General features: G+C 63.4%; 19 protein-coding genes. 16 read left to right on the top strand and 3 right to left on the bottom strand.

Annotated features, from left to right (window positions below; genetic code table 11):
* Window positions 1-24: 24 nt before the first annotated feature.
* Window positions 25-1,242: a threonine--tRNA ligase gene (thrS, locus tag LPA36_RS21520; protein WP_228881209.1), complete on the bottom strand. Its 1,218-nt coding sequence runs from the start codon at window positions 1,240-1,242 to the stop codon at window positions 25-27.
* Between the two features lie 443 nt (window positions 1,243-1,685).
* Here thrS and LPA36_RS21515 point away from each other — a divergent pair, with 443 nt between their 5' ends.
* Window positions 1,686-3,161, top strand: coding sequence for a sensor domain-containing diguanylate cyclase (locus tag LPA36_RS21515; RefSeq protein ID WP_407674325.1), 1,476 nt, complete (start codon window positions 1,686-1,688; stop codon window positions 3,159-3,161).
* 31 nt (window positions 3,162-3,192) lie between these two features.
* Here LPA36_RS21515 and LPA36_RS21510 read toward each other — a convergent pair whose 3' ends face one another.
* Complete coding sequence (locus tag LPA36_RS21510) at window positions 3,193-3,636, bottom strand: MarR family winged helix-turn-helix transcriptional regulator (RefSeq protein WP_228881203.1); 444 nt, start codon at window positions 3,634-3,636, stop codon at window positions 3,193-3,195.
* 132 nt (window positions 3,637-3,768) lie between these two features.
* Here LPA36_RS21510 and LPA36_RS21505 point away from each other — a divergent pair, with 132 nt between their 5' ends.
* On the top strand, window positions 3,769-5,304 hold the full coding sequence (locus LPA36_RS21505) for a DHA2 family efflux MFS transporter permease subunit (protein WP_228881202.1): 1,536 nt from the start codon (window positions 3,769-3,771) through the stop codon (window positions 5,302-5,304).
* A 118-nt stretch (window positions 5,305-5,422) separates the two neighbouring features.
* Window positions 5,423-6,064, top strand: coding sequence for a LysE family translocator (locus tag LPA36_RS21500; protein WP_228881199.1), 642 nt, complete (start codon window positions 5,423-5,425; stop codon window positions 6,062-6,064).
* A 58-nt stretch (window positions 6,065-6,122) separates the two neighbouring features.
* On the opposite strand, the gene LPA36_RS21495 is transcribed toward LPA36_RS21500, so the two are convergent.
* On the bottom strand, window positions 6,123-6,557 hold the full coding sequence (locus LPA36_RS21495; protein WP_228881196.1) for a VOC family protein: 435 nt from the start codon (window positions 6,555-6,557) through the stop codon (window positions 6,123-6,125).
* A gap of 136 nt (window positions 6,558-6,693) precedes the next feature.
* Between LPA36_RS21495 and LPA36_RS21490 the strand changes: the two genes are divergently transcribed.
* The 13 genes from LPA36_RS21490 (at window position 6,694) to LPA36_RS21430 (ending at window position 20,101) form a co-directional block, all read left to right on the top strand.
* Window positions 6,694-7,578 carry a LysR family transcriptional regulator gene (locus LPA36_RS21490; protein WP_228881194.1) on the top strand — a complete coding sequence of 295 codons (885 nt, stop codon included), beginning with the start codon at window positions 6,694-6,696 and terminating at the stop codon, window positions 7,576-7,578.
* Window positions 7,579-7,692: 114 nt separating this feature from the next.
* Window positions 7,693-8,670: a LysR substrate-binding domain-containing protein gene (locus LPA36_RS21485; protein WP_228881192.1), complete on the top strand. Its 978-nt coding sequence runs from the start codon at window positions 7,693-7,695 to the stop codon at window positions 8,668-8,670.
* A gap of 158 nt (window positions 8,671-8,828) precedes the next feature.
* Window positions 8,829-10,319 (top strand): 2-hydroxymuconic semialdehyde dehydrogenase, encoded by a 1,491-nt coding sequence (locus LPA36_RS21480; RefSeq protein WP_228881190.1) that lies wholly within the window; start codon window positions 8,829-8,831, stop codon window positions 10,317-10,319.
* The gene (locus tag LPA36_RS21475) at window positions 10,316-11,137 is read left to right on the top strand and encodes a 2-keto-4-pentenoate hydratase (protein ID WP_228881188.1); all 822 of its coding nucleotides are present in this window, start codon (window positions 10,316-10,318) and stop codon (window positions 11,135-11,137) included. The genes LPA36_RS21480 and LPA36_RS21475 overlap by 4 nt, the downstream gene beginning before the upstream one ends.
* Window positions 11,134-12,105, top strand: a complete 972-nt coding sequence (locus tag LPA36_RS21470; RefSeq protein ID WP_267478903.1) for an acetaldehyde dehydrogenase (acetylating) — start codon at window positions 11,134-11,136, stop codon at window positions 12,103-12,105. The genes LPA36_RS21475 and LPA36_RS21470 overlap by 4 nt, the downstream gene beginning before the upstream one ends.
* A 12-nt stretch (window positions 12,106-12,117) precedes the next feature.
* Window positions 12,118-13,158: a 4-hydroxy-2-oxovalerate aldolase gene (gene dmpG / locus LPA36_RS21465; RefSeq protein ID WP_228881187.1), complete on the top strand. Its 1,041-nt coding sequence runs from the start codon at window positions 12,118-12,120 to the stop codon at window positions 13,156-13,158.
* A complete protein-coding gene (locus tag LPA36_RS21460) occupies window positions 13,155-13,928 on the top strand; it encodes a 2-keto-4-pentenoate hydratase (protein WP_228881185.1) in 774 nt (257 codons plus the stop codon). Before dmpG ends, LPA36_RS21460 begins: the two co-directional genes overlap by 4 nt.
* Entirely contained in the window at window positions 13,925-14,353 is a 429-nt protein-coding gene (locus LPA36_RS21455) for a RidA family protein (RefSeq protein WP_228881184.1), read from the top strand. Before LPA36_RS21460 ends, LPA36_RS21455 begins: the two co-directional genes overlap by 4 nt.
* A 43-nt stretch (window positions 14,354-14,396) precedes the next feature.
* Window positions 14,397-14,924, top strand: a complete 528-nt coding sequence (locus LPA36_RS21450; protein ID WP_228881181.1) for a 3-hydroxyanthranilate 3,4-dioxygenase — start codon at window positions 14,397-14,399, stop codon at window positions 14,922-14,924.
* Between the two features lie 58 nt (window positions 14,925-14,982).
* Window positions 14,983-15,996: an amidohydrolase family protein gene (locus LPA36_RS21445; RefSeq protein WP_228881179.1), complete on the top strand. Its 1,014-nt coding sequence runs from the start codon at window positions 14,983-14,985 to the stop codon at window positions 15,994-15,996.
* 91 nt (window positions 15,997-16,087) lie between these two features.
* Window positions 16,088-17,317 carry a kynureninase gene (gene kynU, locus LPA36_RS21440; RefSeq protein ID WP_228881177.1) on the top strand — a complete coding sequence of 410 codons (1,230 nt, stop codon included), beginning with the start codon at window positions 16,088-16,090 and terminating at the stop codon, window positions 17,315-17,317.
* Window positions 17,318-17,410: 93 nt separating this feature from the next.
* Entirely contained in the window at window positions 17,411-18,817 is a 1,407-nt protein-coding gene (locus tag LPA36_RS21435; protein WP_228881175.1) for an amino acid permease, read from the top strand.
* Window positions 18,818-18,910: 93 nt separating this feature from the next.
* The gene (locus tag LPA36_RS21430) at window positions 18,911-20,101 is read left to right on the top strand and encodes a hypothetical protein (protein ID WP_228881173.1); all 1,191 of its coding nucleotides are present in this window, start codon (window positions 18,911-18,913) and stop codon (window positions 20,099-20,101) included.
* Window positions 20,102-20,195 lie beyond the last annotated feature (94 nt).

Raw genomic sequence — 20,195 nt, 5'->3', positions numbered from 1 at the left:
ATAAACGGTGCACCGGGGCGATCGCTATCGATCGCCGCGCACCCTGAATGGCGTCTGCGCGATTTCGCGCAGACGCCCGACGCCTTCGATCATCGGCCACGTATGCCGCGTGCCGTCGCGCAACCGCACCGACAGCGTTTCTGCCGCTTCGTCGCGCGGACCGACCGTCACGAAGAGCGGAATGCGCTGCTCACGCGCATCGACGACCTTGCGCTCCAGCCGTTCCGGCCGGTCATCGAATACCGCGCGCAGGCCCGCATCGTCGAACAGGTTCATGATGCGCCGGCCGTAAGCGCGGCTTGCATCCGATACCGTTGCGAGCGCAACCTGATCGGGCGCGAGCCACGCGGGTAGCCAGCCGTCGTCGTGTTCGAGCAGCATCGCGATGAAACGCTCCATGCTGCCGAGCACGGCATGATGAATCATGACCGGGCGCACGTGTTCGTTATCGGCGTTCACGAACGTCGCGTCAAGTCGTTCGGGCAGCACGAAGTCCAGCTGGATCGTGCCACATTGCCAGCTTCGCGCGCGGCTGTCCGTCAGGTGAAACTCCAGCTTCGGACCATAAAACGCACCTTCGCCAGGCCGCACTTCGAACGTCAGACCCGCCGACTGCGCCGCGGCGGCGAGCGATGCTTCCGCACGATCCCATACCGCGTCGCTGCCGGCGCGCAGCACGGGGCGCGTGGCGAGCTGGACCTCGAAGCTCGCGAAGCCGAGATCCGCGTACACCACGCGCAGCAGGTCGCAGAAGCGGGCCACTTCTACTTCGATCTGATCTTCCGCGCAGAAGACGTGCGCGTCGTCCTGCGTAAAGGCGCGCGTACGCTTCAGGCCTTCGAGCGAGCCTGAAGGCTCGTCACGATGACACGCGCCGAACTCGCTGTAGCGCAGCGGCAGTTCGCGCCAGGAGCGCACGCGCTGACTGAAAACCTGCACGTGACACGGACAGCTCATCGGCTTCAGGCAATACGCGCGATGCGCTTCCCTGTCGCCGAGCGAATACATGTTTGCCTGAAACTTGTCCCAGTGTCCGCTCTGCTCCCACAGCGAGCGTGCGAGGAGTTGCGGCGTCCTGATTTCGCGGAAGCCGGCCTGTCGCATCCGGTGTCGAATGTAGTCTTCGACGACGCGATAGAGCGCCCATCCGCGCGGATGCCAGAAGACCATGCCCGGGCCTTCCTCCTGCTGGTGAAAGAGGTCGAGCCTGCTGCCGAGCTGTCGATGATCGATATCGTTCACTGCGTTCTCCGTTTCGATAAATGCCGCAAACGGAGCGCTGTTAACGTAAAAGGCCCCGTCCGTTACCGGCGGGGCCTGGGAATTTTGCGTGGTATGTCTGCCTACAGCGCGCGAACTCCGGACGACCCGCCAGAAAGCGTGGTCGTCGTGGTGGTCGCGGCAATGAGGGCGAACAGGGACGGGTTCATGGTGACTACGATAGTTGAGTTCGAGGCGGCCCGTCAACACCAGGTTTCATCTTCGGCAGGCCGCGCGAATTTCCGTTGCCTGCAGGTCTCGCGCATTTCCCGCCCGCTCTCCTGTACTCAACGGACACTGAAACCGGTCGATGCCGAAAGGTGCATCTGTTATTCTCGTTACCGGAGATGTTTTGCAAATCACGCCTTGAATCTTCATAAGAACGCGAATCGCGCCTGATGCGGATCAGTCATTTATTCCATCGTCTGCAGACGCTTACCGGTTCGCCGTGGATGGTGATCGCAGGCGGCGTGATGACCGCTCTTGGCATGCTCGCCATCTGTGCCGTGCTGCTATACGAAGGCCGTCAGGATGCGCTCGCGCACGCCACCGAATCCTCACGCAACACGCTCCTCATCATCGAGCGCGACATCACGCGCAGTGTCGAGCTTTACGATCTCTCGTTACAGGAAGTCGTGGACAACGTGCGTCAGCCCGATGTCATGTCGCTGCCCCAGCAACTGCGCAATGAGGTGCTGTTCGATCGTGCCGCCACCGCAAAATACCTCGGCTCGATGCTCGTGCTCGACAGCGCGGGCAACGTCATCATCGATTCAGGCTCGGCGATTCCGCGCCACGGCAACTTTGCCGATCGCAGCTATTTCACTGTCCATCGCGACAATCCCCACGTCGGCCTTTATCTGAGTCCGCCGTTCGCGTCGCGGCTGCGCTCGGGCGATCCGAGTATCGCGTTGAGCCGCCGCATCAACAATCCGGATGGAACGTTTGGCGGCGTCGTGCTCGGCGCAGTGCGGCTCGAATATTTCCGCCAGCTGCTGTCGGGCCTGCAACTCGGCCCGCACGGCACGATGGCGCTCATTCATGCGAACGGCGAGCTGATCATGCGCGCGCCTTACGACGCGAAGATCATCGGACGCAATCTGAACGGCACGGGGCCGTTCGAGCGGATGCTGTCGCAGCCGGAAGGGCAGTTCACCGAGAAGGCGTCGATTGACGGCATCCGTCGCGTCTATACCTACAAACGCCTGACGGGCCTGCCGCTGATCATGGAAGTCGCGCCGGCCGAGATCGATATCTATCGGGCGTGGGAAGAGCGGGCCGCGCGCATCGCGATCCTGATGCTGGTTTTCAGCCTGACGTTCATCGGGTTGTCCGTGCTGCTGGCGCGCTCGCTGGCAAGACGGGCGCAGGCCGAACTGATGCTCACGATGCTCTCGCGCACCGACAGCCTGACCGGCCTGAACAACCGCCGCGCGCTCGACGATCTGCTCGCCCGCGAGTGGCAACGCGCGCGGCGCTCGAAGGAATCGCTGTCGATCCTCTTTGTCGATGTCGACCACTTCAAGGCGTACAACGATGCCTACGGTCACCAGGCCGGCGACGATGCGCTCGCGGCGGTCGCGCGCTGCATCTCGGCCAATATCCGGCGCCCCGGCGACAACGCGGCGCGCTACGGCGGCGAGGAGTTCGTGATCGTGCTGCCGGATACAGCCGGACCCGGCGCGGTGGGCGTGGCAGAAACGATCCGCATGAAAGTGGCGGCGCTCGGTATCGAACACGCGACGAGCCAGCAGGGCCGTCTCACGGTGAGTATCGGCGTCGCGACGTGGCAGGGCGAGAAGACCGACACCGTCGATCACGTGATCAAGGCCGCCGACGAGGCGCTCTACACCGCGAAAGCCGCGGGCCGCAATACGATCTCCGCCACCGTGCTGGCTTGAAGCCAGCCGCCGGCCTTCTCTGCGTTGTCTGCTAACTGTCGACGAGCGTACTCAGGTTATTGCGCACCCGTTGCAGCAGTGAAATCAGTTGCTGCGTCTCTTCTTCGCTAAAGCCGTTGAGCGCCTCGGCCGCAACTTCATCGCCGACGATGCGCGCCTTGCCGAGCGTCTGTTCGGCTTTCTCGGTCATACGGATCTGTCGTTCGCGACGGTCCTGTGGATTCATCGAGCGCTCGATCCAGCCGCCTTCGGCCATGCGGTCGAGCAGCCGGCCCGCTGAAATCGGCGCCACTTCGAGCAGATCGGCGAGGCGCGCCTGGTTGACGTCGCCGTAATGCGACAGGTAGGCGAGCGCGCGGCATTGCGCGCGCGTGAGATCGAGCGACGATTTGGCGAGATCGTCGAAACGCTTGCCGCACAGGCGTCCGACGTCCGACACCAGAAAGCCGAAGCGCTGTTCAAATGGGGTTTTCATCGGCCGATTATACGAAAGCTTGTGCATTGAAAGCAGGGCGCCGCGCTATCGACTATACCGATTGCGCTGCAGGAACCAGTCTATATAATAAGCATGCTTATTATCTTGCGACGCTTCTCGTGAACGCCCTTCATGTCATCTGATACACGCCCGGACAGCGCTGCTGCATCGCTCAACCGGCCCATGATCACCGTCTCGATCATGCTTGCGACGCTCATCCAGACGCTCGACAGCACGATCGCGAACGTCGCGCTGCCGCATATGCAGGGCACGCTCTCCGCGTCGCAGGACGAAATCACGTGGGTGTTGACGTCGTACATCGTCGCGGCAGCGATTGCCACGCCGCTGACGGGCTGGCTGTCGGATCGACTGAGCGTGAAGCGGCTGCTCGCGTTCGCAATCGGCGGCTTCACGGTCGCTTCGGCGTTATGCGGGCTGTCTGAAACGCTGACGCAGATCGTGGCATCGCGCCTGTTGCAGGGCATTTTTGGCGCTTCGCTTGTGCCGCTGTCGCAGTCGATCCTGCTCGACATCAATCCGCGCGAGAAGCAGGGTCAGGCGATGGCGGTGTGGGGCATGGGCGTGATGGTGGGCCCGATTCTCGGCCCGACGCTCGGCGGCTGGCTTACCGACAGCTACAACTGGCGCTGGGTGTTCTTCATTAACGTGCCGATCGGCGCGTTCGCGCTCTTCGGCGTTCTGACGTTCCTGCCTTCGCGCCCCGCAAAACACGATGCGAAATTCGACGCCTTCGGCTTCGCGACCTTGAGCCTTGCGATCGGCGCGTTGCAGGCGATGCTCGATCGTGGGGAGCAGCTCGACTGGTTCGGCTCGCTGGAAATCCGTATCGAGGCGCTCCTCTCCGTCCTCGCTTTCGCATTCTTTCTCGTGCACACCGCAACTGCGGGCGCGAAGTCGTTCTTCCGCTATGAGTTGCTGAAGGATCGAAACTTCGCCACGGGCACGTGTTTCATCTTCGTGATCGGCGCGGTGATGTATGCGACGCGCGCATTGCTGCCGCCGATGCTGCAGAACCTGATGAACTATCCCGTCGCGACGACGGGGCTCGTCACCGCGCCGAGCGGTGCCGGCACGATGGTCGCGATGCTGTTTGCCGGAAGGCTGCTGAAACGCGTGGATGCGCGCGTGCTTCTGCTTGCCGGCTTCCTGATTTCGGCGTTCGCGTTGTGGCAGATGATGCAGTACACGATCGTGTTGTCAGCGTCGGACATCGTCTGGCCGGGCGTGATTCAGGGCTTTGGCCTGGGTCTCGTGTTCGTGCCGCTGAGCGCGCTCACGTTTTCCACGCTCACGCCCGGCCTGCGCGCCGATGGAACCGCCACCTACAGCCTTGCCCGCAATATCGGCAGCAGTATCGGCATTTCGATCGTGCAGACGCTTGTCACGCGCAACACGCAGATCGCGCATGCGGGACTCGCGGCCAACGTCACGGTGTTCAACCCTGCGATCCGGCCGATGCTGCAGGACGGCGCGAGCCTCAACATGGCGGTCCTCGATCAGGCGATCAACCAGCAGGCCTCCATGATCGCGTATCTGAACGACTTCAAGCTGATGTTCGTTGCAACGCTGCTCGTCCTGCCGCTGATCCTGCTGATCCGTCCGGCGAAAGTGGTGCCCGGCGCGATTGCGCACGCGGCGATGGATTGAGCCCGCACGATTCGCGATGACGTTCAGCATGCGTCGCGCAGTCCGGGTATATTGAGCGCGGTTGCGCGCGGCCTTCACGCGCCGGCGCGCATGAAACGCCATCCAGCAAGGAGACATCATGTTCGATCTGACGACCCTCAGCACGTTCGTAGCGGTGGTGCTGGGTCTTTTCCTGATTCCCGGGCCGGCCGTGCTGCTGGTATTGACGCGCACCGTGCAGGGCGGCCGCAAGACGGGCATTCTGACCGGGCTTGGCATCGCAAGCGGCGACTTCATTCATACGCTGTGCGCTTCGGTTGGACTGTCCGCGCTGCTGATGACGTCGGCGCTCGCGTTCAATGTCGTCAAGCTCGTGGGCGCCGCATACCTCGTGTATCTCGGTGTGCGCGCCTTGATGGAAAAGCCGTCGGATCCGACGCTGCCTGAAGCGTCGCCGTCGAAAATGGCCGCCGTCACGCCGTCGCGCGCGTTTTTTCAGGCGATTCCCGCCGAAGTGCTGAACCCGAAGACCGCGCTCTTCTTCCTCGCGTTTCTGCCGCAGTTCGTTCATCCGGAGCACGGTTCGACGTTCGTGCAGTTCACCGTGCTCGGGTTGATTTTCGTGGGTCTGAGCGCGGCCTATACGACGGCGATCGTGCTCACCATCCGGCCGCTCGGCCGGTTCGTGAAACGTCTGTCATGGTTGAGCCGCTGGCAGGGCAAGATCATCGGCACGATCTTCATTTCGCTCGGGCTGCGCGTCGCGACGCAACATCGCTGAGCGCCGGCGCGCCGGCCGGTTTTCACACCTGACCGCCACGCCGGCGCCGTCCACCTGGTTACTTCGCGAACAGCGACGCCATATCGGCAAATGCCTTGATTTCGACCGCGTTGCCCGACGGGTCGAGGAAAAACATCGTCGCCTGTTCGCCAGGTTCGCCCTTGAAGCGGATGTGCGGCTCGATGATGAACTTCGTTCCCGCGCGTTTCAGCTTGTCCGCGAGCACTTCCCATTGCGGCACTGACAGCACCACACCGAAGTGACGTACCGGCACGGCATGGCCGTCGACGGCGCTCGTCGAACGATGGCCGGTTTCCTGCGGCGCCAGATGCGCGACGATCTGGTGGCCATAGAAATTGAAGTCGACCCATTCGTCGGACGCGCGGCCCTCGGGACAACCCAGCAACTCGCCATAAAACGCCCGCGCGGCCGCAAGGCTGTGAACGGGGAAGGCGAGGTGAAACGGTGGCATGGCGAATTCGGTGACGCTCACGGCAATGGCTCCAGGTTCGGGAAGGGATATCGCGCGCGATGTCCGCACGCCGGATGCAACCCAGTTTATTCATTCAAATAATCGTTGAAAAACGATATATTCTTGGTCTGACATCCATATAAATTGATGAGTCGCGATGATCCGGGAACTCCAGACCCTTGTCGCAGTGGCGCAGCACGGCACATTCGCGGGCGCGGGCGAGCACATGGGGCTCACACAATCGGCGGTGAGCGCGCAGATCCAGCGGCTCGAAGAACACCTGGGATTTGCGCTCTTTGACCGGACTGGACGTTCAGCCACGTTGAACGCCGCCGGCAAGCGCACGCTCGCGCTTGCACACGACCTGCTTTCGATGTACGCGCGCCTGGGCGAGCAGGGCGACATCGCCGGGCAGAGCGGGCTGTTGAACATCGGCGCAATCGCTTCCGCGCAGGTCTCGCTGTTGCCGGAGGCGCTCGCGTTGTTCCGGCATGACTTTCCCGCGTGGCGCATCCGCGTTGTGCCGGGCGTCTCGTTGAACCTGCTCGCGCAGGTCGATTCCGATGAACTCGATAGCGCGGTGATCATCCGGCCGCCGTTTGCGCTGTCGTCCGAATTGAAGTGGCATCCGCTCGTGACCGAGCCGTTCGTGCTGCTTGCGCCGAAAGCGCATGCACGCAGGCACTGGCGCGACGTGATCGGCGCCGAACCGTTTATCCGCTACGACCGCCGATCGTTCGGCGGGCGGCAGGTCGAGCGTTTCCTGCGGCGCACGCGGATCGAAGTGCGCGATGCGATCGAGTGCGATGAACTGCAGGCGATCGTCGAACTCGTTGCGCGTGGCATGGGCGTCGCGCTCCTGCCTGAGGCTGCCGGACTCGGCGCGTGGCCCGAAGGCGTGACCGTGCTGCCATTGGGCGACGACACGTTCTTTCGCGAGGTGGGACTCGTGCGCCGCGCGCGTCGCGATTCGCAGCCTGCGGCCGAGCGCCTTGCCGGTTGCGTGATCGAAAGTGCGGCGCTGGCGAAAGGGCGTGCGTGAAGCGATCCGGTGCGCACATCCGGCGTGTCGAGCATTCAAACGTAACGGTTGGCGTTGTGGTGCTGATAACATCGCGCATCGCCCGTAGCGGCCTTTTCCGTTTTCGAAGTTGCCATGCAAAACAATCCGCTTAGCGAGATTTCGCTGATTCGCAGGCTGAAACTGAACCAGCTGATGATCTTCGAACGTGTGCTCGAAACACGTTCCGTTGTGCGGGCCGCGAACGAAATGCGCCTGACGCAGCCGGCCGTCACGAAGGTCATCCACGAACTCGAATCGTGTTTCGACGGCGCGCTTTTCGCGCGTTCGAACCGCGGCGTCGTGCCGACGGATCTCGGTCTGCTGCTCGGGCGGCGCGTGAAATCGCTGATGGCCGAACTGCGCTACATGACCGACGAGCTGAACGATTTCCGGCTCGGCACCAGTGGACACGTGATTGTCGGCACGCTCATTTCCGCATCGGCGCGGCTGTTGCCCGCGGCCATCGCGATGCTGAAGGCGCGCACGCCCAACGTGCTCGTCACCGTGCGCGAAGGCACGACCGCGCATCTCTTTCCCGCGCTCGCGACGGGCGACCTCGACATCGTGGTGGGCCGTCTGCCGGAACGCGAACTGCCGATTGCGAGCGCGTTCCCTCTCACGCACGAGGCGCTTTTCGAAGAGTCGCTGTGCGTGGTGGTCGGCAAGGGCTATGGTCTTCAGGCGGCGCCCGTCGCGAGCCTCGCCGAGCTCGTCGACTCGCCGTGGATTTTGCCCACGCCCGATTCGCCGGCCCGTCTTTCGGCGGAGCATCTGTTCCGCGCGGCCGGACTCGCGCTACCCACGGACATCGTCGAATCGCTGTCGATCCTGACGAACATCGGCCTCCTGCTGGAGACGCCGCGTATCGCACTGATGCCGCGTGTCGCCGCCCAGCAGTTCGCCGACGCGGGCTTGCTGCGCATCGTCGACCTGCCGGAGACCGGTGCGTTCGGCACGGTCGGTTTCTCGGTGCGCTCGAACAAGGAGCAGAGCACCGCGTGCCAGGCGTTCATCGAATGCCTGAAAGAGGCGGTCGAACTCGCGCGGCCCGGCGCGGCCGCGGCGGTCTGAACGCACGCGCGTCGGAGCGGTAGCGCGCCTGAACCCGAGGCGGGGCGCGCTTTCGTCTGGTATTCCGGTTTGGCATATTGAACGCCGGATGTTTGATTGTTGTTCAGCGCGCGGCTCCCATAGACTCCTGCAAACACCTTATTCATGCAGGAGACGTTGTGACTTTCGAACCGGCTGCCGCTTCGCGCGCTCCACGGCTGTTACGCCATTACATCGATGGCGAATTCGTTGCAGGTGCAACGACGTTCCCGAATCTGAGCCCCGTTGACGGCACTGAAATCGCGCAGGTCTGCGAGGCCGATGAAGTCGCGATCGATCGCGCCGTGCGTGCGGCACGCGCCGCGCAGGAAGCCGGCTGGCGCAGCACGACACCGGCGCAGCGCGCCGACTGGCTGCAGCGCATCGCGAACGGCATCGAAGCGCGTTTCGACGACTTCGTTGCCGCCGAAGTGGCCGATACCGGCCGTCCTGTCACGCAGGCCCGCACGCTCGACATCGCACGCGGTATCGCGAACGTTCGCACGTTCGCGGATCTGGTCCGCACCGCGCACAGCGAATTCTTCGAAACGCATGCGGCCGACGGCAGCGAGCTCATCAACTATGTGACGCGCAAGCCGCTGGGCGTTGTCGGCATCATTTCGCCGTGGAACCTGCCGCTGCTGCTGTTTACGTGGAAGGTCGCACCGGCGCTCGCGATGGGCAACTGCGTCGTCGCGAAGCCTTCCGAGGAAACGCCCGGTTCCGCGACGCTCCTTGCCGAAGTCATGCACGAGATCGGCCTGCCGCGCGGCGTATTCAACCTGGTTCACGGTCACGGGGCGAACGCGGCGGGCGAATTCCTGACCCGTCATCCCGGCATCGACGCGATCACGTTCACCGGCGAATCGCGCACCGGCAGCGCGATCATGAAAACCGTTGCCGACGGCGTGAAAGACATCTCGTTCGAACTGGGCGGCAAGAATGCGGCGGTCGTATTCGCCGACGCGGATTTTGACGCGGCCGTCGCGGGCGTCCTCAAGTCGAGCTTCACGAATGCAGGTCAGGTGTGCCTGTGCAGTGAGCGCGTGTATGTCGAGCGCCCGATCTTCGAGCGCTTTGTAGCGGCGCTGAAAACGCAGGCTGAAGCACTGCAGGTTGGGGCGCCCGACGATCCTTCCACGACGATGGGTCCGCTGATTTCGCGTGGTCATCGCGAGAAGGTGCTGTCGTATTTCCGGCTCGCGGTGGAAGAGGGCGCGACGGTCGTCACCGGCGGCAAGGTGCCGCAATTCGGCGACCATCGCGATCACGGCGCGTTCGTGCTGCCGACGATCTGGACCGGCCTGCCCGACACCGCACGCTGCGTGAAAGAAGAAATCTTCGGACCGGTGTGCCATATCGCACCGTTCGACAGCGAAGACGAAGTGATCGGCCGCGTGAACGACAGCGCGTACGGTCTCGCGGCGAGCGTCTGGACGACGCAGCTCGCCCGCGGCCATCGCGTCGCGCGCCAGATCGAAACCGGCATCGTGTGGGTGAACGCCTGGTTCGTGCGCGACCTGCGCACCCCGTTCGGCGGCACGAAGCTCTCGGGCATCGGCCGCGAGGGCGGGCGACATTCGCTCGATTTCTATTCGGAACTGACCAACGTATGCGTGAGGATCGGATGAGCGCAATCGACCTGAAAGCGGCACAGACTATCGCCGATGCGCTGTGGCATGCGCAGCAAACCGCCACGCCGTGCGCGCCGGTGCGCAGCGCAATCGCGGATCTTGGCGGCGACGCACTCGCGGCGGCCTACGCGGTCCAGCGCATCAACACGGAACGCCAGATCGCAGCGGGGCGGCGTCTCGTGGGGCGCAAGATCGGCCTGACGTCGAAGGCGGTGCAGACCCAACTCGGCGTCGATCAGCCGGATTTCGGCATGTTGTTCGACGACATGGCGCTCGCCGACGGCGAGGAAATCGCGCTGTCGTGCACGCAGCAGCCGAAGGTAGAGGCGGAAATCGCGCTCGTGCTCGAACGCGATCTGCCGCACGCACGCCACACGATCGCGGACCTGATCGATGCAACCGCGTATGCGTTGCCGGCCATCGAGATCGTCGGCAGCCGCATCGCGAACTGGGACATCCGCCTGACCGATACGGTGGCCGACAACGCGTCGAGCGGTCTCTTCGTGCTCGGCAACCGTCCGGTGAAGCTCGACGCGTTCGACGTGATGGGCTGCGGCATGGTGATGGAGCGACGTGGCGACCAGGTCAGCGTGGGTGTCGGTGCGGCGTGTCTCGGCAATCCGCTTCTCGCCGCGCTGTGGCTCGCCAATACGATGACGCGCGTTGGCGCACCGCTCAAGGCCGGCGACATCGTGCTGACGGGCGCGCTCGGACCGATGGTCGGCGTCACGGCGGGCGACGTCTTTACCGCCCATATCGAAGGCCTCGGTTCGGTGAGCGCCTCATTCGCCTTTAATCCGGAATCCGCATCGTGAACCGTAACGAACCTGTCAACGTAAACGACAACGCAAATGCAAAGACGTCCGTCGCCATCATCGGCTCGGGCAATATCGGCACCGACCTGATGATCAAGGTCATGCGTAACGCGAAGCATCTGAAAATGGGCGCGATGGTCGGCATCGACGCGACCTCCGACGGCCTCGCGCGCGCCGACCGGCTTGGCGTGCGCACCACGGCCGAAGGCATCGATGGCCTCGTGAAGCTGCCGGAGTTCCGCGATATCCGCATCGCGTTCGATGCGACGTCGGCGGGCGCGCATCACCGACACGCAGCCGTGCTGCGCGAACATGGCGTGCAGGTGATCGACCTGACGCCCGCCGCGATCGGCCCGTTCGTCGTGCCGGTGGTGAATCTCTTCGCCCATCTCGACGCGCCGAATCTCAACATGGTCACGTGCGGCGGCCAGGCGACGATTCCCGTCGTGCACGCCGTATCGCGCGTCGCGCCGGTACGCTACGCGGAGATCGTGGCGTCGATTGCGAGCCGCTCCGCTGGACCCGGCACGCGCGCCAACATCGACGAGTTCACGGAAACCACGTCGAAAGCCATCGAAACGGTGGGCGGCGCGGCGCGCGGCAAGGCGATCATCGTGATGAACCCGGCTGAGCCGCCGCTGATGATGCGCGACACCGTCTATTGCCTGACCGACGAAGACGCGGATACCGAGGCGATCGAACGCTCGGTTCACGCGATGGTCGCCGCGGTGGCGAGCTACGTGCCGGGCTACCGGCTGAAGCAGGCGGTGCAGTTCGACCGCTACACCGCGACGGATCCGCTGGCGCTGCACGCGAACGAGCGCCGCGCGGGCATCAAGGTCAGCGTGTTTCTGGAAGTGGAAGGCGCGGCGCACTATCTTCCGTCGTACGCGGGCAATCTCGACATCATGACCTCGGCGGCGCTCGCTGCGGCCGAACAGATCGCGGCCAGCCGCGTCGCAGCGTGACAGGAAACTGCAATGATCGATAGCACGAAAAAAATCTATATCTCCGACGTGACGCTGCGCGATGGCATGCACGCGATCCGTCATCAGTATTCGCTGGATCACGTTATGTCGATTGCGAAGGCGCTCGACGAAGCAGGCGTCGACAGCATCGAGGTCGCGCATGGCGACGGTCTTGCGGGTTCGAGCTTCAACTACGGGTTTGGCGCGCACACCGATCTCGAATGGATCGAAGCGGTAGCCGGCGTCGTGAAGCGCGCGCAGGTCGCGACGTTACTGATTCCCGGCATCGGCACCGTACACGATCTGCGCGCCGCGTATGACGCCGGCGCGCGCATTGTGCGCATCGCGACGCATTGCACCGAAGCGGACATTTCAAGGCAGCACATCGAATACGCGCGCAGCCTCGGTATGGACACGGTCGGCTTTCTGATGATGTCGCATATGTCGACGCCCGACGCGCTCGCCGTTCAGGCGAAGCTCATGGAAAGCTACGGCGCGCAATGCGTGTATGTGGTCGACTCGGGCGGCGCGCTGAACCTGCGCGACGTGGCCGAACGCTTCGATGCGATGAAAGCCGTGCTCGATCCGGCGACGAAGACCGGCATGCACGCGCATCACAATCTGTCGCTTGGCGTCGCGAATTCGATCGTTGCGCTGGAACACGGCTGCGACCGGATCGATGCGTCACTGACCGGCATGGGCGCGGGTGCGGGCAACGCGCCGCTCGAAGTGTTCATTGCGGCCGTCGATCGCATGAAGCTCAATCACGGCTGCGACGTGAAGAAGCTGATCGACGCAGCAGAAGATATCGTGCGGCCGCTGCAGGAACGCCCGGTGCGCGTGGATCGCGAAACGCTGGCAATCGGCTACGCAGGCGTCTATTCGAGTTTCCTGCGGCACACGGAAGCCGCCGCCGCGAAGTACGGTCTTTCCGCGTTCGACATCATGGTCGAACTCGGCCGGCGTCGCATGGTGGGTGGCCAGGAAGACATGATCGTCGACGTCGCGCTCGATATGCTCAAGGCGAAAGCCGTGCAGCAGGAGGCCGCATGATCGACCTCGATGCTATCGCAACGCGTATCGACGATGCCGCGCGTCTTGCGGAACCGGTTGCGCAATTGACCACGTCGGAATCGTTCACGCTTGAGGACGCATACGAAATCCAGCGCGCGTCGATCGAGCGCCGCATCCATCGCGGCGAAAGCATGATTGGCGTGAAGCTCGGTTTCACGAGCCGCGCGAAGATGATCCAGATGGGCGTCGACAGCCTGATCTGGGGCTGGCTCACCGATACGATGCTCGAGGAAGACGGCGGCCGCGTCGCGCTCGATCGCTTTATTCACCCGCGTGTGGAACCGGAGGTGTGCTATTTGACCTCGCGCGAGATGGACCGGCCGCTGACCGCGCTCGAAGCGTCGCGTTACCTCGAGGCTGTTGCGCCGGCGATGGAAATCATCGATTCGCGCTATCGCGACTTCCGGTTCACGCTGGAAGATGTGGTCGCGGACAACTGCTCTTCCGCCGGTCTCGTCATCGGCCCGTGGAAGCGGAATTTCGACGGCTTGCGCAACGCGGGTGTCACGATGCGCTTCGATGGCCGCGTCGTGCAGGCCGGGTCGACCGCCGCCATTCTCGGGGATCCGCTGCGCTCGGTTGTGCAGGCGTCGCGGCTCATTTCGCAGAGCGGCCTCGTGTTGCCCGCAGGCTCGCTGATCATGGCGGGCGCGGCGACCGCGGCCCACGCATTGCCGCCCGGCGCGCATGTGCATTGCGCGATCGGCGGGCTTGGCAGCACTGAATTCACTACATGGCGGGCATCATGACAGAAGCACTCGTTCAAGGCCGGCTCGTGCCCGGCAAGGCCAAACCGCGCGGACGGTTTCCGCATGTGACCCGGGCGGGCGATTTCCTGTTCGTCTCGGGCACCAGCTCGCGTCGGCCGGACAACACCATTGCCGGCGCGTGCGCCGATGAACTCGGCACCGTGACGCTCGACATTCGCGAGCAGACACGCGTGGTGATCGAGAACATTCGCGATATTCTTCGCAGCGAAGGGGCCGATCTCGCGAACCTCGTCGAGATTTCGTCGTTCCTCGTCAGCATGAACGACTTCGGCGGCTATAACGAGGTCTACGGCGAGTACTTCGACGAAACCGGCCCGACGCGCACGACGGTCGCGGTGCATCAGTTGCCGCATCCGCATCTGCTGATCGAGATGAAGGCGATTGCGTACGCGCCGCGAAAGTAACGACAGCAGGCATCGCAGCGATCAAAAAAGTAGAGAGACAGACATGCTCACGTACGGCAAACCGTTCAACTTCCAGCGCTGGATCGATGAACACGCGCATCTTCTGAAGCCGCCCGTCGGCAACCAGCAGGTGTGGCAGGACAGCGACTTCATCGTCACCGTGGTGGGCGGCCCGAACCATCGCAGCGATTATCACGACGATCCGCTCGAAGAGTTCTTCTATCAGTTGCGCGGCAATGCGTGGCTCGATCTGTGGATCGATGGCAAGAAAGAGCGCGTCGATCTGAAAGAAGGCGACGTGTTCCTGCTGCCGCCGCACGTGCGTCATTCGCCGCAGCGGCCGGAAGCGGGCAGCGTGTGTCTTGTGATCGAACGCCAGCGGCCCGAAGGTGTAGTCGACGGTTTCGAGTGGTATTGCGATGCGTGCGGGCATCTCGTCTATCGCGTCGAGGTGCAGTTGAAGAGCATCGTCAACGATCTGCCGCCGCTCTTCAACGCGTTCTACGCGTCCGAAGACAAACGCCGCTGCATGCACTGCGGCCACGTGCATCCGGGCAAGGCAACGCGATAACCGCACGATAGTGACGTGCCAGCGCGCGTTTAAGGAAACAGAAACAAGCACACTCACGATGACACTTCGAATCGACATGCATTCCCACTTCTTTCCGCGAGTCACGCGGGAAGAAGCCGCGCGCCTCGACGCCGATCACGCGCCGTGGCTGAAGATCGACGCGGACGGCGAGCACGGCATGATCATGACCGGCGACAAAACGTTTCGCCCGGTCTATCGCGCGCTGTGGGACCCGGCGGCGCGCATTGAGGAAATGGACGCGCTGGGTGTCGATATCCAGCTGACGTGCGCGACGCCCGTGATGTTCGGCTATCGCTACGACGCTGCCGCCGCGCACGCGTGGGCCGCGCGCATGAACGACTACGCGCTCGAGCTGTGCGCGTACGCGCCGCAACGGCTCAAGGCGCTCGCGCAGGTGCCGTTGCAGGATATCGACCTTGCCTGCCGCGAAGCGACGCGCGCGCACCAGTCGGGCCATCACGGCGTGCAGATCGGCAATCACCTGGGACCGCGCGATCTCGACGACGAACACCTCGTCACGTTTCTCACGCATTGTGCGAACGACGGCATTCCCGTGCTCGTGCATCCGTGGGACATGATGACCGACGGCCGCATGAAGAAATGGATGCTGCCGTGGCTTGTCGCGATGCCGGCCGAGACGCAGTTGAGCATGGTGTCGCTGATTCTTTCGGGCGCGTTCGAGCGGATTCCGAAATCGCTCAAACTCTGTTTCGCGCATGGCGGCGGCAGTTTCGCGTTTCTGCTGGGCCGCGTGCAGAACGCGTGGGAACAGCGCGACATCGTGCGCGAAGACTGTCCACATGCGCCCGTGTCGTATCTCGACCGCTTTCATGTGGACAGCGCGGTGTTCGATCCGCGCGCGCTCAAGCTGCTGGTCGATACGATGGGCGAGGATCGCGTGCTGCTCGGTTCCGACTATCCGTTTCCGCTCGGCGAGCAGCGCATCGGCGATCTCGTCGCGAACCATCCGGATCTGGATGACACCGCGAAAGCAAAGATTCTCGGCGCGAATTCACAGCGCTTCTTCGATCTGCCCGACTTCAGCCGTTAGGGGAATGTCCCCAATAGTATGCCGCGTTGTTTTGATGACGCAGCCCGTGGTTTGTCTTTTGCAATTGCATTGAATACAGGAAATGAGTCAGATGATCACCCGCGAACATTGCGCCGCGCTCGACGCGGCCGATCCGTTAGCCCACTGCCGCACACGCTTCGCCCTGCCGGCAGATACGATCTACCTCGACGGCAATTCGCTTGGCGCGATGCCTGCGAACGTGCCTTCGCGCATCGAACGCGCGCTGAAAGACGAATGGGCGCATGGCCTGATTCGCTCGTGGAACGACGCCGACTGGTATCCGGCGCCGCAACGCACCGGCAACAGGATCGCAACGCTGATCGGCGCGGCGCAGGACGAGGTGATCGTCGCCGATTCGACGTCGGTGAATCTCTTCAAGGTGCTGGTCGCCGCCACGCGCATGCGCCCCGGCCGCGGCGTGATCCTGGCGGAGCGCACGAACTTCCCGACTGACGTGTATATCGCATCGAGCGTCGCGGAGATGACCGGCTGCGAACTGCGCTGCGTGGACCCCGATGACATCGTCGCGGCCATCGACGACAGCGTCGCGATCGTTTCGCTCACGCACGTGAACTACAAGACGGGCAAGCGCTACGACATGGAAGCGGTAACGCGCCAGGCGCACGAGGCAGGCGCGCTGATCGTGTGGGATCTGTGTCACTCGGCTGGGGCGATGCCGGTGAACCTGAATCATTGCGACGCGGACTTCGCCGTCGGTTGCGGCTACAAGTATCTGAACGGCGGCCCGGGTGCGCCGGCGTTCGTGTTCGTCGCGAGCCGTCATATCGAAGCCGTGCGGCAGCCATTGACAGGCTGGCACGGGCATTCGAAGCCGTTCGATTTCACGCACGACTATGCGCCGCATCCGGGCATCGACCGCATGTTGACCGGCACCGCGCCGCAGCTCGGCGTGATCGCACTGGAAAGCGCGCTCGAAGCGTTTGAAGGCGTCGATCTCGACGTGCTGCGCGAAAAGAGCGTCGCGCTCGGCAACCTCTTCATCGACCTGACGGATCAGGAACTCGAAGGGCTCGGCTGCACGCTCGCTTCGCCGCGCGATGCGGCAGAGCGCGGCAGCCAGGTGTCGCTCGCGCACGCGGAAGGCTACGCGATCATGCAGGCGCTGATCGCCCGCAACGTGATTGGCGACTTCCGCGCACCGGACATCCTGCGCTTCGGCTTCGCGCCGCTTTATGTGCGTTATGTCGACATCTGGGACACGCTCGCGCAGCTGAAAGACATCATCGCGACGCGCGCATGGGACACCGCGGAATTCCGCTCCCGCAAGTCGGTGACGTAACGCATACGCGTTTGCCATATCCATCCGGCCACAAAACGACACATCGCCGGCGAAGCGTTCCGAGGAACGCCTCGCAACCTTGAGGAGACAGAGATGACACAACAGCAGCGCGGCTTCGACTCGATTGTCGAGCGCGAAAAGGGACTGCACCGCGGTTTATCGACCGGGCAGCTTTCGATGATCGCCATCGGCGGCGCGATTGGAACGGGCCTCTTTCTGGGCAGCGGATTTGCCATCGGCTTCGCGGGCCCGAGCGTGCTGGTGAGCTACGCGATCGGCGCGCTGATCGCGCTGCTGCTGATGGGCTGTCTCGTCGAAATGACGGTCGCGCATCCGACCTCGGGTTCGTTCGGCGCGTACGCCGAGCATTACATCAGCCCGCTCGCCGGTTTTCTCGTGCGCTACGCGTACTGGGCTTCGATCGTGTTCGCGGTCGGCACCGAGGTCACGGCGATTGCCGTGTACATGAAATACTGGTTTCCGGCGGTGCCGGGGTGGTACTGGATCGTCGGATTTTCTGCTGCCCTCATCGCGATCAATTCGGTCAGCGTGAAGGTGTTCGGCGCGGTCGAGTATGTTTTCTCGATGCTGAAGATCGTCGCGATCATCGGCTTTATTCTGCTGGGCGCGTATGTGGTGTTCGGCGCGCCAGCGGATTCGGGTATCGGCTTTGCCAACTACACGTCGCACGGCGGCTTTTTTCCGAAGGGTGTGTGGGGCATGTGGGTCGCCGTGATCGTGTCGATCTTCAGCTATCTGAGCATCGAAATGATCGCGGTGGCCGCGGGCGAGGCACGTGACCCGCAAAAGGCGATCACGCGCGCATTTCGCGCGACGATGTTCCGGCTCGTGTTCTTCTACCTGCTGACGCTCGCGCTGATGCTCGCGATCGTGCCGTGGAACGCGGCCGGCACCGACGAAAGCCCGTTCGTGAAGGTGATGGCCGCGACCCACGTGCCGGGCGCGGCGGGCGTGATCAACTTCGTGATTCTGGTCGCGGCGCTGTCGGCGATGAACAGCCAGCTGTACATTACGACGCGCATGATGTTCAGCCTCTCGCGTGCCGGCTACGCGCCGCGCCGCTTCGGCGAACTGAACGCGCGCGGCGTGCCGGTCGCGGCGCTGCTGCTGTCGACGATCGGAATCGCGCTCGCGACGGTGCTGAACGTGATCTATCCGGATGCGTCGTTCGTGCTGATGATGTCGGTGTCGATGTTCGGCGCAATGTTCACCTGGCTGATGATTTTCATCACGCATCTGTTCTTCCGTGCGCGTCATCGCAATACGCCGCTGACGTTTCGCATGTGGGGTTTCCCTGTGACGTCGCTGCTGGGTGCCGCGTTGATGATCGGCTCGCTACTGACCACGTACGCCACGCGCGAGTTCAAGATGACGCTGATATGCGGTGTGCCGTTTATCGTGGCGTTATCGGTGATCTATTTCGTGTGGTACCGGAAGAACGCGCAGGTCGCGAACGGAGAAATCACCGGGCGTGTCTGATGCCTGAGTTCGCGGGCGCAGCGCGCGCGGCGAACTCAAGAAACGCTGAAAATCTGCCGATATCGGGTATGACTCAATCCCTGATATCAGCTCATGTTTTTTCGCAAGCACTGTGTAAAGTTCGCGTTCACTGTTTCGCTGGTCACTTCGCCGGTCGCGTTCGCGTTCGCACCGGAACCCGGCCAGAACGCGTCATTTCCGCCGCCGGGGCAAAGCACCGCGCCCACACAACCGCGGGTCGCATCCGATCCGTTGCGCACGCTCGCGATCAAGACCGGTCTCGATCCTGACAGCGAAAGCGGCAAGGTGTTCATCAAGTGGGTTGCAAAGGTCAGGGACGATCCCGACTGGAAGGCGGTGATCGGCGAAAACGGCCTCGCCAGCTCGCGCCGTCTCGACTTCGGCAAGTTGAATCTGTCGCCGGCCGCGCGTCTCGCAGTGCTGCAGCATTTCGGCGCGCTTGCCGCACTGGCGCCGCCTGCGTCGTGCGGCCAGTTGATGAGCGGCGGGGCTGCCGGCTTCGGTGCACTCGTCGCGGCGCTGCCGCCGGCGGGCGTCGAGCAGGTGGGCGAAATGCTGGACACGGCGGTGAAGGGCCGGCGTCCTGCCAGCCAGATGGAAACCTACACGACGACCGAACTCCTCGCGACGGAAAACGCCATCGAAAAGGCCGGCGGGGAGATGTTCGCGCGGCACGGCTGGAACGCGACCGGGACCGGAGCCGTCACCGGGGCTGCCAGGAATCCGACGGGCTGCGAGCTGATGGCCGGCATGGCGGAAATGGTCGGGAGCATGCAGGAGCCGGATCGCACGCGGGCCACCTGGTTGATCGTGACGATGCACGACCGCCTGCAGTTCGGCGGCATCACGAACGGCGTGCTGGCACGTCCGTATCCGTACCTCGACGAAGCGCTCGACGAACACATGCTGCCCGCTGCGTTGCGCGGGCAGATTGGCGCCGAAGGGTCGCAGCCGCTGCCGTTCCAGTCGTTCACCGTGACGGGCCGCTGGCTGAACAGCACGCATTCGTTCGTGGAAGGTCCGTTCGAAATGACGTTCCTGAACCGCCGCAACGACGGTACGGTGAGCAAGGTGATCCGCCTGATGGAAAACCCGAAGCAGCCGACGTGGGGCCACTACGCGCTGGACTATGGGCCGATGACGTTGCGTGACCAGACGATAGCGTTCGGCAGCGCGCTGACGGTGATGAAGCAGGTCGACGATACGACGACGCTGGTCAGCGCCGGGTCGGCGTTCACTGAAAATACTGTGAGCGAACAATAGAGTTCGACACGAGACAAAATAGTTTGACACAACACAATACAGATTGACACAAACCGGTTGCATCCCGGTATCCTCCTGCCCTCTCATTCAGCGG

It is taken from the genome of Paraburkholderia saeva (genome assembly GCF_907164555.1).
GTDB lineage: Bacteria > Pseudomonadota > Gammaproteobacteria > Burkholderiales > Burkholderiaceae > Paraburkholderia > Paraburkholderia saeva.
This window is presented reverse-complemented; position numbering and strand designations above follow the sequence as displayed.